The sequence below is a fragment of the Sorangium sp. So ce726 genome, from assembly GCF_051521405.1.
Lineage (GTDB): Bacteria > Myxococcota_A > Polyangia > Polyangiales > Polyangiaceae > Sorangium.
Genome location: NZ_CP150349.1, coordinates 3,875,001 through 3,891,267, shown reverse-complemented (window position 1 = coordinate 3,891,267; position 16,267 = coordinate 3,875,001). Strand labels below are relative to the sequence as shown.

The 16,267-nt window shown below is 71.0% G+C and carries 11 protein-coding genes, 1 tRNA gene and 2 rRNA genes (1 of these 14 running past the window's edge); 6 read left to right on the top strand and 8 right to left on the bottom strand.

Features of this window, described 5'->3' with window-relative positions; genetic code table 11:
- Positions 1-9 precede the first annotated feature (9 nt).
- The 3 genes from WME79_RS14680 to WME79_RS14670 all read left to right on the top strand — a co-directional run bounded on the left by WME79_RS14680 (position 10) and on the right by WME79_RS14670 (position 2,888).
- Complete coding sequence (locus tag WME79_RS14680) at positions 10-744, top strand: AgmX/PglI C-terminal domain-containing protein (RefSeq protein ID WP_437535492.1); 735 nt, start codon at positions 10-12, stop codon at positions 742-744.
- A 200-nt stretch (positions 745-944) separates the two neighbouring features.
- Positions 945-1,103 carry a hypothetical protein gene (locus tag WME79_RS14675; protein ID WP_437535489.1) on the top strand — a complete coding sequence of 53 codons (159 nt, stop codon included), beginning with the start codon at positions 945-947 and terminating at the stop codon, positions 1,101-1,103.
- 96 nt (positions 1,104-1,199) lie between these two features.
- Entirely contained in the window at positions 1,200-2,888 is a 1,689-nt protein-coding gene (locus tag WME79_RS14670; protein ID WP_437535486.1) for a L,D-transpeptidase family protein, read from the top strand.
- Here WME79_RS14670 and WME79_RS14665 read toward each other — a convergent pair.
- The 5 genes from WME79_RS14665 to WME79_RS14645 all read right to left on the bottom strand — a co-directional run bounded on the left by WME79_RS14665 (position 2,875) and on the right by WME79_RS14645 (position 10,598).
- A complete protein-coding gene (locus tag WME79_RS14665) occupies positions 2,875-4,143 on the bottom strand; it encodes a pyridoxal phosphate-dependent aminotransferase (RefSeq protein WP_437535483.1) in 1,269 nt (422 codons plus the stop codon). The two genes, WME79_RS14670 and WME79_RS14665, sit on opposite strands and share 14 nt — an antisense overlap.
- Positions 4,144-4,271: 128 nt before the next feature.
- Entirely contained in the window at positions 4,272-6,707 is a 2,436-nt protein-coding gene (locus tag WME79_RS14660; protein ID WP_437535480.1) for a S8 family serine peptidase, read from the bottom strand.
- Between the two features lie 89 nt (positions 6,708-6,796).
- Positions 6,797-8,329, bottom strand: a complete 1,533-nt coding sequence (locus WME79_RS14655) for an acyl-CoA carboxylase subunit beta (RefSeq protein ID WP_437535477.1) — start codon at positions 8,327-8,329, stop codon at positions 6,797-6,799.
- A 16-nt stretch (positions 8,330-8,345) separates the two neighbouring features.
- Positions 8,346-9,749: a VWA domain-containing protein gene (locus WME79_RS14650; protein WP_437535475.1), complete on the bottom strand. Its 1,404-nt coding sequence runs from the start codon at positions 9,747-9,749 to the stop codon at positions 8,346-8,348.
- 39 nt (positions 9,750-9,788) lie between these two features.
- Positions 9,789-10,598: a redoxin domain-containing protein gene (locus WME79_RS14645; RefSeq protein WP_437535472.1), complete on the bottom strand. Its 810-nt coding sequence runs from the start codon at positions 10,596-10,598 to the stop codon at positions 9,789-9,791.
- Between the two features lie 69 nt (positions 10,599-10,667).
- On the opposite strand from WME79_RS14645, the gene WME79_RS14640 reads away from it, so the two are divergent.
- The 3 genes from WME79_RS14640 (at position 10,668) to tadA (ending at position 12,811) form a co-directional block, all read left to right on the top strand.
- Positions 10,668-11,300 carry a hypothetical protein gene (locus tag WME79_RS14640; RefSeq protein WP_437535469.1) on the top strand — a complete coding sequence of 211 codons (633 nt, stop codon included), beginning with the start codon at positions 10,668-10,670 and terminating at the stop codon, positions 11,298-11,300.
- 869 nt (positions 11,301-12,169) lie between these two features.
- Positions 12,170-12,243, top strand: a tRNA-Arg gene (locus WME79_RS14635).
- Positions 12,244-12,286: 43 nt separating this feature from the next.
- A complete protein-coding gene (gene tadA, locus WME79_RS14630; RefSeq protein ID WP_437535466.1) occupies positions 12,287-12,811 on the top strand; it encodes a tRNA adenosine(34) deaminase TadA in 525 nt (174 codons plus the stop codon).
- Positions 12,812-12,835: 24 nt separating this feature from the next.
- Here tadA and WME79_RS14625 read toward each other — a convergent pair whose 3' ends face one another.
- The 3 genes from WME79_RS14625 to WME79_RS14615 form a co-directional block, all read right to left on the bottom strand.
- On the bottom strand, positions 12,836-15,124 hold the full coding sequence (locus WME79_RS14625) for a transglycosylase domain-containing protein (protein ID WP_437535464.1): 2,289 nt from the start codon (positions 15,122-15,124) through the stop codon (positions 12,836-12,838).
- Between the two features lie 476 nt (positions 15,125-15,600).
- Positions 15,601-15,717 (bottom strand): 5S ribosomal RNA (gene rrf / locus WME79_RS14620).
- A gap of 129 nt (positions 15,718-15,846) precedes the next feature.
- Positions 15,847-16,267, bottom strand: a 23S ribosomal RNA gene (locus WME79_RS14615) (it continues 2,586 nt past the right edge of the window).

The following is a 16,267-nucleotide window of genomic DNA, read 5'->3' as shown; positions in this document are numbered from 1 at the left end:
CGTTCGATCATGAAATTCAAGCGCTTACTCAGGGGTACCATCACTGTCGTTGCTCTCTCGACGTTCGCGGCCCAGCTGGGCTGCGGCGGCGCCGCGCCCACGTCCGTGGCGCCGGTGATGGTCGACGCCGAGCCTGTCGAGACGTCGAGCCCGAAGATGAGCTCGGGTTCCGAGATCGGCGGCATGAACGAGGAGAAGGTGCAAGCGGCGTTCGAGCGCGTGTCGCCTCGGCTCTCGCGCTGCTATCAGAAAGGCGTCCAGCGGATCCCCTATCTCGGGGGCGAGATCCGCTTCAAGGTCCGCGTGACCGAGGAGGGCACGGCGCGCTGGGCGTTCGTGAAGGACTCGAACCTGGGCGATCGCGAGACCGAGGCGTGCATGCTCAGCGTCCTGAAGGCGACGAGGTGGCCGAAGCCGGTCGGCGGAGAGGGCCTGGCGGAGAACAGCTTCACCTTCGAGCCGAGCAGCGACGAGCGCCTGCCGGTGCCCTGGACGCCCGACCAACTCGGGACGCCGTACAAGAAGGCGAGGCCGGCGCTCGCGTCATGCCGGAGCCAGGCGGGCGCCAGCCAGATCAGGGCCACGCTCTACATCGACACCGACGGCAAGCCGCTCAGCGTGGGCGTGTCCAGCGACGACGAACGGGGCGAGGAGGCGGCCGAGTGTGTCGCCGGCGCGCTGCGCGAGATCACCTTCCCCTCTCCTGGCAGCTACGCATCGAAGGTGAGCGTCGACATCGATTGACGTGACGCCGGGCACCGCGCGCTGCGACCGCCCGCACGCCGGGCTGGCCGCTGGCGGAGGTGTCGTGTCGGCAGGCGTGCCGCTGCGCGCCGCGTCCGGCCCTGTCCGACGCGGCCAGGGTCGCAGGGCTCGTTCATTGGGCGCGAAATCTACCGCCCTTGCTGGCAGCGCGCGCCGCCGGTCTGCGCTACGCTCTCATCGTGGGCAAGGTCCTCCGGCAGATCCTGGTGCTCTTGTGGAAGGTGGTTCGCCTCGTCCTGTGGAAGTGGCTGAAGCCGCGCCTCATGAGGTTCGCGATGATCACGGCGGCGCTCGTCGGGGTCATCCTGCTCGTGGTGGCCGTGCTCGGCAGGCTCTAGCAGCGAGCGCGGCTCCCTGGCCCTGGCAGCCGCGGGCGGCGCGGCTGTCGTTCGCTTGTCCGCGGCCGCTTTCGGCAACTAGTCTCTCCCGCTTGCATGGCTAGCTCACCGCCTTCCTTCCTCCTCGCGGCCCTGACGTGCGCGATCGCGTCGGGGGGCGCCGCAGCTTGCTCCGAAGAGAGCCCCGCCGAGGCGGCGCCTGCCTCGCTCGAGGCGGACGCCCTGCGAACGCCCCCCGAGGCGGACGCGCCGCGCGTGTCCTCCGGAGCGGCCGCGCCGCGCGCCGCGGTCGTCGAGGCGGCGCACGTCACGAAGGCGCCGGCCCCGGCCCGGGCGGAGGCCGACGCGCCGCCCGCGACGAGCGCGGCGGGAACGACGCCGCCCGCCAGCGCGGCGGCGGAGGACGCGCGCATCTACTCCAAGGCGCGGTTTGCGTGGATCAGCCCTGGCCCTTACCCGACGCGCGGCTGGAGCGGCTATCTGGGGCTCGGCGGCTCCGTCGCGCTGCGCGGCGGCAGCGTCGAGGCCGCGCGGACGCCGGGCGAGGGGTGCGACGCGTGGTACGCCATCGAGCCGCGGGGCTACGTCTGCGCTGGCGCCAGCGCCGCGGTCGACCCGAACGACCCGGTCGTGGTCGCGCTGCGGCCGCACGCGCCCAGGGTCGACTCCCCGTGGCCCTATGACTACGCGGAGTCGACCGGCGCGCCGCGCTACCCGCAGCTCCCGAGCGCGAAGGAGCAGAAGCGCTCCGAGTGGGACCTTGAGGAGCACCTCGCGAACATCGCGAAGGTGCGCGCCGCCGAGGGCGCTGGCGAGGAAGCCATCCGCGAGATCGACGAGGCCCTCGTAGGAGTCGACCTGAAGCCCGCGGGGGTCGCCGCCCCGGCGCTGTTTCCTTTCGGCGGCCTCGTGCGCGAGGGGCGCGACCGGATCGTGAACGGCTCGACGGTGGCGTTCACCCGCGCGTTTGACGCGCAGGATCGGACCTGGGTGGTGACCTCGGACCAGGCGTACATGCCGAAGGATCGCCTGAAGCCCTACCCGCGCTCGAGCTTCCAGGGCGTCTGGTTGAAGGACGGGCGTTCGCTCCCGCTCGCGTTCTTCCGCAAGACCGATCGGCCGAAGTACCAGCGGGGCGCCAGCGGCGCCTTCGAGCCGACCGGCGCGTCGTTCGCGCGGCTCGCCTCGGTCGGGCTCACCGGTCGCGCCGAGGTCGAGGACGGAGGGCGGTTCCTCGAGACGCAGGAGCCGGGGGTCTACGTGCGCGCGGACGACGCCGTCGTGATCGAGGCGGCGAAGAGCTCGCCGCTCGAGGGCGACGGCGATCCGTCGTCGCCGCCGCGCAAGTGGATCGAGGTGAGCGTGCTCGGCGGCTGGTTCGTCGCCTACGAAGAGCTCACCCCGGTCTTCGCGACGCTCATCTCACCGGGGCGCGGCGGCGTCCCGAGGCAGGGCATCCCTGCCATCGAGACCGCGGCGACGCCGACCGGGCGCTTCCGCATCGACGGGAAATTCGTGACAGCGACGATGGTGTCGAGCACGAACGACAAGATCGTCCACTCCGAGGTGCAGTTCGTGCAGAACTTCAGCGGACCTCACGCGCTGCACGGCGCGTACTGGCACGACGCCTGGGGCGAGCCGAAGAGCGGCGGCTGCGTCAACCTCTCCCCCATCGACGCGAAGCAGATGTTCGCCTGGACCGACCCGCCGGTGCCGGAGGGGTGGCACGGCCTGCGGGCCTCCCGCGACGCCGGCCGCTCCACGGTGGTCCTCATTCACCGCTGATCACGCGCGCGATCCGGCCCACGAGCCGCAGCGCGGCTTCCGCGAACACGTCCGGATCGAGCAGCAGGCCGACCACGAGGAAGCCGTCGCGCGGCATGTCGAAGAAGTAGCCGGGGTGGACGATGATCCCCTCGTCGCGCACGAGGAGCTCGACCCAGCCGTCCTCGTCGTGCACGCGCGGGACCTCCAGCGTCGCGCACCAGCCGCCGTCGATCGGGAGCCGCCGGACCGCGCCCCCGTCGCGCGCTTCGATCGCCGCGTCGAGCGCGGCCAGGTTGGCCTGCACGCGCGACAGGATCGCGCGCTGAATGGGCGCCCGCGAGGCGAGGATCTCCGGCAGCGCGAGCTGCACCGGGGTGCCGACCGAGAGGTAGGTGTCCGCGATGACCTCGAGCCGCTCCAGCGCCGCGGCGGCCAGCTCCGGCGGCCCCGACACCGCGATCCAGCCGAGCTTGAGCTGTGGCAGCGCCATCACCTTGGAGAGCCCGCTCAACACGAAGGTCAGCGCGTGCCGCGAGCCGGCGAAGCTCGGCAAGCGGTCCGGGGCGAGGTCTCCGTGGGCGTAGTCCCCGAAGACCTCGTCGACGATCAGCGCGAGGCCGCGCTCCCTGGCGCACGCCTCGAGCGCGGCCGCGTCGTCGCGGCGCACGAAGGAGCCGGTCGGGTTGTTCGGATGGACGAGCACCACCGCGCGCGTCCGCTCGCCGACCGCGCGCTCGAGCGCGCCGAGATCGATGCGCCATCCTTCCTCCCTGAGGAGCGGGTAGGGCTTGAGCGCGACGTCCTCGAGGCAGGCCAGGTACTCTAGGAGCGGGTACGACGGCACGGGGACGAGCACGTCGTCGCCGCGCTCGGCGAGCAGCTTGAGCAGCCAGCCGTACGCTTCGCTGGTGCTGGCCGTCAGCACGACGCTCGACGGATCCACGTCGAGCCCACGCTCCCGATAGTAATGCGACACCGCGGCGCGCGCCGCCGGATCGCCGAGCGGCAGCGGCGCGTACCGCTCGCCGCGCGGCTCGCCAAGCGGCGCGATGAGGTGAGCCGTCTCGATGATCCCGCAGCGCGTCGGGTTCGACTCGGTGAAGTCGACGAGCGCGCGCCCCGCCCCGCGCGCCTCGGCGAGCACGGACGCGAGGCTGTTGCCCGAGAGATCCCAGCCTGTGCGCGCCGCGAACCGCAGCGGCCGGGGCGCGCGCTCGTGTCCCGCGTCCGCCTCTGCCGCGGGAGGTCGATCCAGGATCACCCGTTTCTCCATGCGTCCGTGCTCCATCGCCGTCGTGCTCTACCCCGCCCCGCCGCTCGGCCACGGTGACACGGACGGCGCCGGACTGCAGCCGGGCGCGCACCTGGGCGGCGCAAGGGCGCGCAGGCCGCGAGGGGTGTTCAGCCGCGGCGCCGCCGGCGCGCCGCTGACGCCGCCACGAGGATGCTCGCGAAGCCCCAGGCGGCGCGGCTCGACGGCGGCGTGCGGTCCGGGCCGGCCGCAGCCCAGGTGCACGCGCCGCTGGTCGCCTCGATCTCTCCGTTCGCCATCCAGACGTCGCTCCCGACGGGGAGCTCGCGCGCGCCGAGCGAGGCGCCGCCGTAGAGCACGTCGACAGCCAGCGTCGCCCCTCCGGAGCCGCGCGGCGCGGCGACCGCGAACTGCCACAGCCCGCGGCGCACCTCCCGGAGCGGCGTGTGCATCACCCCGCCGCGGACGGCGACCGTGAGCTTTCCGTCGACGCCCCTCACCGGGGCGCCGTCAGGGCGTCGCAGCTCGATCGTCCCCCAGACCGGCCACGACGGGTCGGGCCTCGCGTAGGTGCTCGACAGGACGTACCAGCTCTTGTCGAGCGCCGGCTCGTTCCCGCCGGTCTCGGCGGCCTCGAGCGCGAGGCGTGCGCCTTCGAGATCGAGCACGCCGGGACCGAGCTGTGCGTCGAGCGGCACGGCGCCCCTCGGGTACCGCGCGCCTGCCTGGAGCGCCTCCGTGACCTCCGCCTGGGTCAGGTTCGGGTTGACCTGGAAGAGGAGCGCGATCGCCCCTGCGACCTGCGGCGCAGCCATGGACGACCCTGACGCGATCGCGTGGTAGTCGTCGACGACGAAGCAAGGCTCGTCGCCGGGGCACCCGGGCGTATCGAACAGCCCTCCGGGATCCTCGCGCGGGTCGACGCCGCTGGCCATGGCCGCCGCGACCAGGCCGCCGGGCGCGCTGATCTCCGGCTTGGCCACGCCGAACGGCGTGGGACCAGCCGCGCTGAAGTAGCAGGGGCTGTCCTCTTCGATGTCCACGCCGTCGAGGCTCGTGAGGCGCACGCTCGTGGAGCTCCCCTGCGGCTGCCAGCGGACGCGGTTGATGGTGCACCCCACGGCGAGCAGCCCAGGGTGGCTCGCGGGCACGTTGATCGTCCCTTGCTTGATGGCGCGCGGGAACAGGAGCCCGAGATCGTGCGACGGCGAGACGTCGCCGAGCCCCGTCACCCAGAGCTGCGCGTCCCCCTGGCCTCGCAGGCGGATCGCGAACTCGCCCGCCTTCCACGCCCCGCTGAAGGCCACGACGGCGCTGTTCGTCGCTGCGGTGATGGGCGACTTCCCGTTCGCGAGCCGGTTGATGACCGCGCCGGTCGTCTCGCCGTCATCGCCGGTGTAGCCGGCGTCATCTCCGGGCTCGATCAGGCCGATCCACGCCTCGCCGCCTGGCCCGTCCAGGCCGACCGACACCTCGTCCCCGGGCCGGAAGGTGATCCAGACGTATCCTTCGCCGCGCTCCGCGCTCGGCGTGCGGATGGGCACGCGCGTCTCGGCGTGCGCCGACACGTGGGCTTCGGTGTGGATCCCGAGCGGTCCTTCGCCGTCGATCTCGTACATCGCGCCGCTGTTGCCGGCGGCGACGACGATCGCCCGCCCCGGATGAGCGCTGCCGACCATCGCGGCGAGCCCCGCCTCGAGCGGGCTCGTCCCGTCGTGGGGCCCGAAATCGCTCCCGACGCTCAGGTTGACGACCGCCGGCATGTTCAGCTCCTCGGCGCGGTCGAAGATGAACTGCACCGCCTTGAGGATGTCCGGATCGTCGAAGCCCTCGCCGGGCCGCGCGGGCGCGGCGATGATCAGCGTCGCGGCGGGCGCCACGCCGACGTACCGCGGCCGCTCCGAGACCATCGGCCCGCCGTTGCCTGCGGCGATGGAGGCCACGTGCGTGCCGTGCCCCGCGATATCACGGAGGATGTCGGGCTTGCTCTTCGCGAGCATCGCGTCGATGTCGGCGTCGGAGAAGATTGCGCACGCCGACTGGTCCGGATCATCGCACCCGTAGGCGTGTTCGAGCGCTGCGTGCAGCCCCCTCGGGCCTCCGGCCTGCAGCATCCAGCGGATCCGTGTCTTGCCGTCCTTGTCTCGAAAATCTGGGTGGGTCACGTCGAGGCCGGTATCGACGACGCCGACGACCACCCCCTTGCCGTCCGCGCCGGTGGCCTTCCTGTACGGCTCGACGCGGATCCACCCCTTGGACCGATCCAGCAGGGGCCGCCGCGGCGGTCCTGTGAGCAGCTTGAGCTCCGGGTGCGCGGCGGAGAAGGCGCCGACGTCGCCCGGCGCGAGCCGGATGGTCCCGAAGCCCGGCGCGACCGGGAGCAGCCCGAGCGCTCGCGCGTCGGCGCCGGCCGGCAGCGGCACCAGCACGGGGATGCGCCCGCGCGGATCGGCGAGCGGGTGCCGACCCAGGCGCGAGCTGAGCAGGCGCGCCATCGCCGGGGCGGAGACGTCGGCGCGCGCGTCACCCGCCGCGAGAGCGAGGCCGAGCAGCGCGATGGAGAGCGGAAACCTGCGAGCGAGCACGCCGCGAGTCTACACCACGTCCGCGCGCGGCCGAGGTCTCGAAGGGCGCCGCCCTCGCCGCGCGCTCTCCGAAGCGCGCCGCGGGCCGCTCACACCGGCGGCACGAGGTGCTTCTTTCGCGGCCTCTCCTCGACCTTGCCGGCGTACCGCTCGAAGCGGCGCGCCACCTCGCGGCGGAGGTTCGCCGTCGGGATGATCGCGTCGATCACGAGCTCGCTCGCGAGCTTCTCGAGATCGACGTCGGCCCGGTACTCGTCGCGCAGCTTCTGGACGAGCGCCTCGCGCTCGGGCCCCGCCGGGATCGCCTGGATCTTGTTGAAGTAGACGGCGTTCACCGCGGCGCTCGGCCCCATCACCGCGATCGAGGCCGAGGGCAGGGCGATGCACTCGTCGGGCGCGAACGCCGGCCCGCACATCGCGTAGAGCCCGGCGCCGTACGCCTTGCGCACGACAACGGACAGCTTCGGCACGCTCGCCTCGCTCACCGCGGCGATCATCTTCGCCCCGGCCCGGATGATCCCCTGCCTCTCGACGACGGTCCCGATCATGAAGCCGGGCACGTCGGCGAGGTACAGGAGCGGGATGTTGAAGGCGTCGCACAGCCAGATGAACCGCGCCGCCTTGTCGGCCGAGTCCACGAACAGCACGCCGCCCTTGTATTTCGGCTGGTTCGCGACGATGCCGACCGCGCGTCCCTCGACGCGCGCCAGCCCGGTGACGATCTCTCGCGCATAGAGCTTCTTGATCTCGACGAAGCTGCCCTCGTCGATGATCGCGTCGATCACGGCCATGATGTCGAACGGCTTGTTCTCGTCGGCGGGGATCACGTCCTCGAGCGGCCGCTGCGCTGGCTTCTCCGGCCTCGGCTCGACGCGGGGCGCGGCCTCGGCCGAGCTCTGCGGCATCAGCGCGAGGTAGCGCTTCGCGAAGGCGATCGCCTCCTCCTCGGTCTTCACGAGGACGTCGCCGCACCCCGAGACCGAGCAGTGCATGCGCGCTCCGCCGAGCTCTTCGAGCGTGACCTTCTCGCCGATCACCATCTCCGCCATCCGCGGAGAGCCCAGGTACATGCTCGCGTTGCTCTCGACCATGCACACGACGTCGCAGAACGCCGGGATGTAGGCGCCCCCCGCCGCCGACGGGCCGAACAGCAGGCAGATCTGCGGGACGAGGCCGCTCAGCTCGACCTGGTTGTAGAAGATCCGGCCCGCGCCGCGCCGCCCGGGGAACATCTCGATCTGGTCCGTGATGCGCGCCCCGGCGGAGTCGACGAGGTAGAGCAGCGGGCACCGGAGGCGCCGCGCTGTCTCCTGCACGCGCAGGATCTTCTCGACGGTGCGGCGCCCCCACGAGCCGGCCTTCACCGTCGAGTCGTTCGCCATCACGCACACGGGGCGCCCGCCCACCGTCCCGGTGCCCGTGATGACGCCGTCGGCCGGCAGCTCGGGATCCAGCGCGTTGGCGAGCGCCGCGTCCTCGATGAAGCTGCCTTCATCGACGAGCAGCGCGACGCGTTGCCGCGCGAACAGCTTGCCCTGTTCCGCGTTCTTGTCGTGGTACTTCTGCGCGCCTCCCTTCTCGATGCGCGCCGTGAGATCCCGCAGCTTCTGATCGAGCGACATGGCGCGACCCATAGCCCTAAGCGCGCCGGGCGACCACCTCTCGCGCCGCCGATTCGAGCTCCCGCGCGGTCCGGGCGACCAACACCTTCGTCGACGCGGCGGCGTAGCGCGGCATCGCGCTGTCTCCCGTCCCCCAGGCGCCCGGCCCCTCGGGGCACAGCCACAGGAGCGCCCGCGCCCGGTCACGGAGCCTCCTCACGACCTCCGCCTCGTCCGCGAAGTAGTTCGTGCGCCCGTCGCCCAGGATCACGAGGGTCACCCGCCGGTCCACGTCACGCCCGTGTCGCTCCTCGAAGGCCAGCAGGGCGCGCCCGTAATTCGAGTTGTGCGCCCGGCTCACCACCTCGCCGCGCTGAATCCGCTCGAGCGCCGAGCTCGCCGGCAACGCCTCGAAGAGCTCGGTTGTCTCGGCGAGCTCGCTCACGAAGACGAACGATCGCGTCCGGTCGAAGAGCTCCTGCGCCGCGCAGACGAACTCGAGCATGAACCGCGCGGCGACGCGGACCGAGTCCGACACGTCGCACAGGATCATCAGGCGCGGCTTGTCGCGCCGCCTCGCCCGCCGCGCCGGCTGGAACGGCACACCGCCGGTCTGGAGACTGCGCCGCAGCGTCCGGTGAGGATCGATCCTCCCCCGCCGCGCGCGGCGCCTGCGGAGCCGCTCGGCGCCCCGGAGCCGCTCGGACAGCTCCTTCACGGCGCGGCGCACGTCCTCCATCTCGCCCTCGCCGAGCGAGGCGAACGGCACATCCATGCGGCCCTGGGCAGCTGGCTCTTCGCCCTCGAAGCGCCGGAGCGACAGCGTCACGTGCTCGCGCACGCGGTGCCGCATCCGCTCCAGCTCGGCGGCGAGCGCCTCAGCGAGCGCCCTCCCCCGCTCGTCGCCGAGCGCCTCCTCGAGCGCGCTCCGGATCCGCCGCAGCGCGCTGGCGACGGCCGGCACCCCGAGCTGATCCATCACCCGCTGCGCGAAGAACCCGACCTGGAGCGAGCTCGTCATCGGCGCGAGCACGCGCGCGATCCCGGCCGCCTGGAGCGCTCGGTCGAGCTCCCCTGCGGTCCCAGCGAGCGCCTGGAACGCGATCGCGTCGCCCGAGGCGCCGCTCCTCTCCGCCGCCGCGCTCAGCAGATCGCGCAGCGCGGAGAGCTCCCCATCCGAGAACCCTCGCTCTCGCAGGCGCCCCCACAGATCGCCGACGTGCGCGCCCGTGGGGGAGAAGAAGCGGTCGAAGCAGGCGCCGTACCGGCGGAGATCGGCGGCGCGCTCGACGACCACCGCGCCGATGGCGTCGCGCAGCGTCCCGCGGTCGCCGAACCCGACGAGGGCGCACGCGCGCGCGACATCGATGGCCTGCGCCGTCGAGACAGCGAAGCCGTCGCGGCGCAGCGCCCAGAGGAACTCGTCGATGGAGAGGAGCATGGAGAGCGTACCGGTCCAGCCCGCGCGGCCCCGCGGCGGCTACGGCGCGGGCGCTGGCTCCGCGAGCAGCGCCTTGAGGAGCTTCTCGACCTCGGCGTGCCGGGTCGGGTCGTACCCGACCACCACGTCCCGGATGACGCCCTTCTTGTCGATCACGAACATCGTGGGGAGCGCCTTGACGCCGTACGCCGCGGACATCGACTCCGACGCGTCCGCCGCGACCGCGTAGCGCATCGAGAGGGCCTGCGCCGTCTTCGTCGCGACGCTCACGTCGTCGGTCGTCACGCCCACGACCCGCAGCCCCTGCGCGGCGTACGCCGCGTGCCATGCCGAGAGCTGCGGGGCCATCAAGCGGCACGGCGCGCACCAGGTCGCCCAGAAATCGAGCAGCACCACGTTTCCGCGCAGGGTCCCGATGTTCGCCGGGACGGTCCCTCCGACGGTGGTGAGCGACTTCCAGGCTGGCGCGAACGTGCCGATCTTGTCGAGGCGAAGGATCTGATCGTGCCCGGGGAACGGCACCAGCGTCGGCGCGACGTCTCGCTCTCGTCCGCCGCGCCGGATCCGGAGGTTCACCACGTTTCCAGGCCCCGCGAGCGCGACACGCGCGACGAGCTGCTTTGGCTCGTCGATCTGGACGCCGTCCGCCGCGATGACCTGGTCTCCGTCCACGATGCCCGCCTTGGCCGCCGGCGAGCTGGTGATGACGTGCTTCGCGACCACCCCCCCGGCCGGCCCTGGCTCCAGCTCCACGCCCAGCCAGGCGCGGCGGGACGCCTCCTCGGCGGCTGCATGCGGGGCGCCTCCCAGCAGCGCGGCGCCCGACAGCGACACCAGCGTGGCGGCCAAGAGGGCGCGCCACGCGCGGCCTCGCCTGGAAGAGGCCAGGTACATCCGGGCAGTGTAGCATCTCGACCGGTGCGGTCCCGAACCCGCCTCTCTGCGTGGTGCGCGCTCGCTGCGGCGTCGCTCGCCTCGATGACGCTCTCGACGGAGGCGCGGTTCTGCTCCGGGTGGCCCCCCCTGCCGCTCGGCTGTACACCGCCCCCGCCGTCCCCGTCCCGCGCTCCCGTCGCGGGGACCACGGAGGAGTGGATCGGACGCGGCTCCAGCGCCATCCCCGAGGCCCGCGCGTCGGCTGCAGCGCCCGCTGCACCTCCGGCCGCGGCGCCCTCGGCGTGGGAGCTCGCCGGGCAGCTCGCGAGCTTCCAGCCCGTCACGGGTCGAGCTCGCTCCCAGCACTTCACCGGTGAGATGGAGGCGGAGGTGAGGATCAACGCGGCGGCTGCGCCCTACCCGCAGCTTGGTCCGGATCGCATTCTCCCCTCGGGCGCGGCCGTGGTCGAGTTCCACTACCGGGCGGGCGCATCGGAGCCGGACACGCTGCTGGCCATGGTGAAGCGACCGGCTGGCTACGACCCCGACGGCGGCAACTGGGAGTACCTCGTCCTCACGCCCCAGGGCACCTCCACCCACCGCGGCGCTCTGCCTCTCTGCAAGCGCTGTCATGCCGACGCTCCGCACGACCACCTCTTCGGCGGCCCCCGATAGGCGCTCGCGTGGCGCTCGACAGCGCGACGCGTCATGGGGCGCGCTGGCCGGCGCTCTCGGTCCGCAAAGATTGCGAAGCACGGCATGGCACGCGACACCGCTGCCCGAGCACCTCGTCGGACACGGGATCCACGACACCCGAAGAAACCGCGGCGAAACGTGAGTATTCCGCGGGACGCATGCGCGCGCGGGGAGGCGCCGAGAAAGAGGCCGCGAGATGGCACAGAGGCTGCTCCAGGCGGAATTGACCGTGTTCTGCGCTGTGGGCTGCAGCGTGTCTCGGTCCTCCTCCCCTCGTAACGGGCCTCACTAGCTTGTGCTTGGTCGTTCAGCTGGCGCCATCCCGCCTCGTCCATGGCGCCGCTGCTGCTTGGCTTACGGCTTCTTTCCGTTTCGTCAGCTTGGCCTGCTCATCTCGTGGTGCGCTTTCAGAGCTTCGCTTGCCCTTCGAGAGCGTGTGAAAGCGCGCGGCCATTCCGTGACGGAGTCGCCGCGCGCCCTGTTTTTGTCCTGCGCTTGTTGCCCTCCGCCGGCTTCGCGCGTCGCAGGCATGGCGCGCTCCGCTCGCCTGCTTCGCCCTGCGGCGGCTCAGCCTTGCGGATGGGACCAGCCTTTACGGGCGAGAAGGCTCGGCCATTCATTCCGGGGGGAGTCGCCAAGGCGCGAGGCACGAGGGCGCGACGAAGAAGCGAACTTCGCAACGGCCTCGGCCGCAAACGCCGCGCATCCGAGCAGACGCCCTCAGGCTTCGATCACTTTTCCTTTGACAGCTCGCTCAGGGGCGTATAAACGCCGGCACTCACTTCGCGCAACCGAGCGCGACGCGGGAGTGCGGTGGCGTAGCCACGTCTTGCACTGTCTTCACCAGAGCGCCCATAGCTCAGCTGGATAGAGCATCGGCCTACGAAGCCGGGGGTCGGAAGTTCGAATCTTCCTGGGCGCGCCTGATCGGTCGTGTAAAAGGTCCTGAGCCCCTCATGGATGTCATGGATGACGGAGCGGAATTGCTCCTCTCCCCTGTGGCACAGCCGGAGGACACAGCGAGCCTCGACGTGCTGTGGATGCGCGAGGCGCTCGCGGAGGCCGAGGCTGCGGCAGGTGCCGGTGACGTCCCCGTGGGGGCGCTCATCGTCGATGCTGCGGGGACAGTGCTGGCGCGCGGTCGAAACCGTCGCGAGGTCGATCAGGATCCGACCGGCCACGCCGAGGTGGACGCGCTGCGAACGGCGGCCAGGCAGCTCGGTCATTGGCGGCTCGAAGGGGCGACCGTCTACGCGACGCTCGAGCCGTGCCCCATGTGCGCGGGCGCGCTCGTCAATGCCAGGATTGCGCGGCTCGTTTACGGCTGCCCGGACCCGAAGGCGGGAGCGGTCGACACGCTCTTCGCGATCGGACGCGACAACCGGCTCAACCATCGCTTCGCGGTCACGTCGGGCGTGCTCGCCGACGAGTGCGCCGGCGTGCTCCGCGCGTTCTTCGCGAAGCTCCGGACCGCCGCGTCGAAGCGCTGACAGCTCGGCCCGCGCGTCCGGGCGTCAAGGCGCCGCCCAGGCGCCGCCCTCGTCCTCTCCCGATCTCTCCTCGCCGGCTTCGCCGCCGTCCTCGGAGGGCTGACGGGGCGCCAGATGAGGCGCAGGGGAGCCTCGCACCACGACCTCCTGGAGCCCCTTCTCCAGCTCCTCGTCGGAGATCCTCTGGCGCCTGTGCGCGATCTGCATGAGCTTGCGCAGGTACCCGCTCCAGGCAGGCGTCACCTCGCCGTTCGCATCGAAGTGCTGCACGCTCGGGTTTGGCAGGATCGACGCGATGTACAGCGCCTGTCCGAGCGAGAGCTGCGCCGCCGACGCATTGAAGTAGTGCCGCGCGGCAGCGCCGATGCCGTAGACCAGCGGCCCGAACTCCACCGCGTTCAGGTAGAGCTCCATGATCTGCTCCTTGGTGAGCTCCTGCTCGAGGTACATGGTGAGCAGGGTTTCCTGGAGCTTGCGCGCCACGCTCTTGGTCCGCTCGAGGTAGAGGTTCTTGGCGAGCTGCATGCTGACGGTGCTCGCACCCCGCACGAACCTCCTCTTCCGGAGGTTCTCGCGGATCGAGTTCTTGATGGCTTCCTCGTCGAACCCGTGGTGCCGGTGGAAAGCGCCGTCCTCCGTCGTCAGCACGGCGACCTCCATGAAGCGGGAGATGTCTTCGTAGGGGACCCACTCCGGGGTCCCTGGCCCGGACTCGATGTCGACGCGCTTGCCGCCGGGCCCGTAAACCAGGCGCCGGAACGCGCGCTTGAAGCGATCGACGCTGAGCTCCGGCGGCATCTCCGTCACGCGGCAGGTGTTGGAGATGCCCCAGTCAAGCAAAAAATTCCGGTCGAGGTTCGCGGTATCGAACCGGAGTTTCCCTTCGATTCCGAACGAGCCGGCGAGCCTCATGCCGTGGAGCTTCGCCACGATCCCTTTGGGCACCGAATCCAGCATCGACTGGCAAGCCGAGAGAGGCACCTCGAAGGTGCCGCGGACCCGGTGTGAGTTCCCGGCGTGCTCGTATTCGCCGCGCGCGATCAGCCTCAGCGCACCGAGGTCGACCTCGGCGTCCTCGGCGACGAGCTTGGACCCGTCGAGCTTGCCGTTCGCCTTCGCTCGCCATGCCAGATCGAGGCCTGCGATGGGCTCGTCTGCCAGGGCCGCGCTCCGCAGGGAGAGGTTTTTCAGCCTTCCTTCGCCGTCGACGCCAAGCGTCTGGCCGTCGGCCGAGAGGACGACCCGCGCGCGGCTGACGATCGACGTCCGCGCCACATCAAACAGCCCCATGTCCCCTTCATGGAGGCCGAGGGTGGAGAGCCAGATGGGTCCGCCCTGCACGTCGGCGACGATCTCCTGCGGGATCTCTTTCGCGTCGCTGAGCGGCACGCGAAGGCGAAAGGTGAGCGCCTGCTGGGCGTCGGCGCCGACGGTCGCGATCGCTGCCTCTCCAGGCGAGAGCTCCACCACGAGCGAGCCTGCCTCGCGCCGCACGGCGAGGTGGCCTGGTCCCAGGTTGAGGTGATCGGCGTCGCGCCGGAGGCGCGCGGTGACGCCTGCAACGTCGACCTTCGCATCCTTGCCGAGCGCCAGATCGATCCCCTGCGCCACCCGCAGGAGGGCTTCTCGAACCGCAGCCCCTCGGTTCCGCCCCGCCTCGGCCCCGTCGCTGTGCTCGGCAGTCCTCGTCAGCTGTGCCGGCTGGGTGCGCCCGCTCTGCTCAGGCACGACCTGAGGTTCAGGGGTCACCTCCGGAAGCGCCACGTTCGCGTCGATGGAGTCGGCCGAGAGCTCGCTCACCTGATACCGCCCCTGCTCCAGGGCGAGCACCAGCCGGCCTTGCCGGACCGAGAAGGCGGCGCGTCCCAGGGACAGGATCGCTTCGCGCGCGGCGATGGCTGTCCGCCCTCCCGCACGCGAGAGGTGCACGTTGTCGGCCGACAGGCTCTCCCCGGGTGACTCCGCCCGATCGGTCCAGACGAGCCGCAAGCCCTCCAGCTCGGTGCTACCGCCCCCCTCGCTCGTCGCGGTACCGGTACGTCCTGCCGGCTGCCCGGCCCGCCAGGTCTCGAGCTCGTGGAGGATGGTCTCGCGCGGGCCGACGGCGGACACCGTCCCCCCGCGCATCGTCACGCGCCGTCCCGAGACGCCCAGCGCGACGGCGACCTCCTCCAGGCGGATGGAGATGCTCGGCGCCCCGCGCAGCTGGACGTCCACCCCCTTCAGGGAGACGCCGCTCCAGGTGGGCCGAACCTGGTCGATCGACAGCGATGCCCCGTACCGAACAGCAGCCTGCTCGGCCTGGTAGCGCACAAAAGGGGCGAATCCGACGACGAGCCCGCCACAGAGGGCCCCCCCGGCGACCGCAGCGATTCTCCTGCGCTTGAATCCCAAGGTTCCCCTAGGGTAGCAACGCCTGGCGGCCGGAAGAAACTCGCAGCGTCATCTCGATCTCGCGCCGCTGTCCCCCGCCGGCCCTCGTGCCCCTACCTGCGCTGGCTCTTTTTCTCGTACGGCGGGCGGCGCCGCACGTAGCGCGAACGCCCAGAGCTGAGGCCAGCGAAAATTCAAGCCACACAACAAGACAAAAGCCCTCACAGGCTCCTGGTGCACGTCGGGACAAAAGATCGTGGGGGTGGTCACCGCGCCGCGCTGGCGAGAAACAGCGCCAACGAAGCCCCGAGGTGACCTCGGCGCCGCGAAGATGCCGCGAACGAGTCTCGAGTTCGAAGCAAAATGACAAAAAAAAACCTGCGCACGGCTCTCACCGTGCGCAGGTTCGAAGAAAATCCCGGCGGCGTCCTACTCTCCCACCAGGTTGCCCTGGCAGTACCATCGGCTCCAAGAAGCTTAACTTCCGAGTTCGGTATGGGATCGGGTGTGACCTTCTCGATATCACCACCGGAAACTTGTGGGTGCGTCCAATCGGAACCCTGCGGAGCCCGCTCCTCGCGGCGCTCTACGCTGGGCCAGCTGTGTCACGCTGCTCGTCACCCGAACTCCGGGCGCGACGCTTCGATGTTTGCCTTAGAAGTATGGTCAAGCCGCACGACCTATTAGTACCGGTTAGCTCCGCCGATTGCTCGGCTTCCACACCCGGCCTATCAACCTCGTGGTCTACAAGGGGTCTTTAGGGGCCTTGCGGCCCGGGACACCTAGTCTTGAGGCCGGCTTCCCGCTTAGATGCTTTCAGCGGTTATCCGTTCCGTACATGGCTACCCGGCTATGCCCTTGGCAGGACAACCGGAGCACCAGAGGTACGTCCACCCAGGTCCTCTCGTACTATGGGCAGCTCCTCTCAAGTGTCCTACGCCCACGGCAGATAGGGACCAAACTGTCTCACGACGTTTTAAACCCAGCTCGCGTACCGCTTTAATCGGCGAACAGCCGAACCCTTGGGACCTGCTCCAGCCCCAGGATGCGATGGGCCGACATCGAGGTGCCAAACCGCGCCGC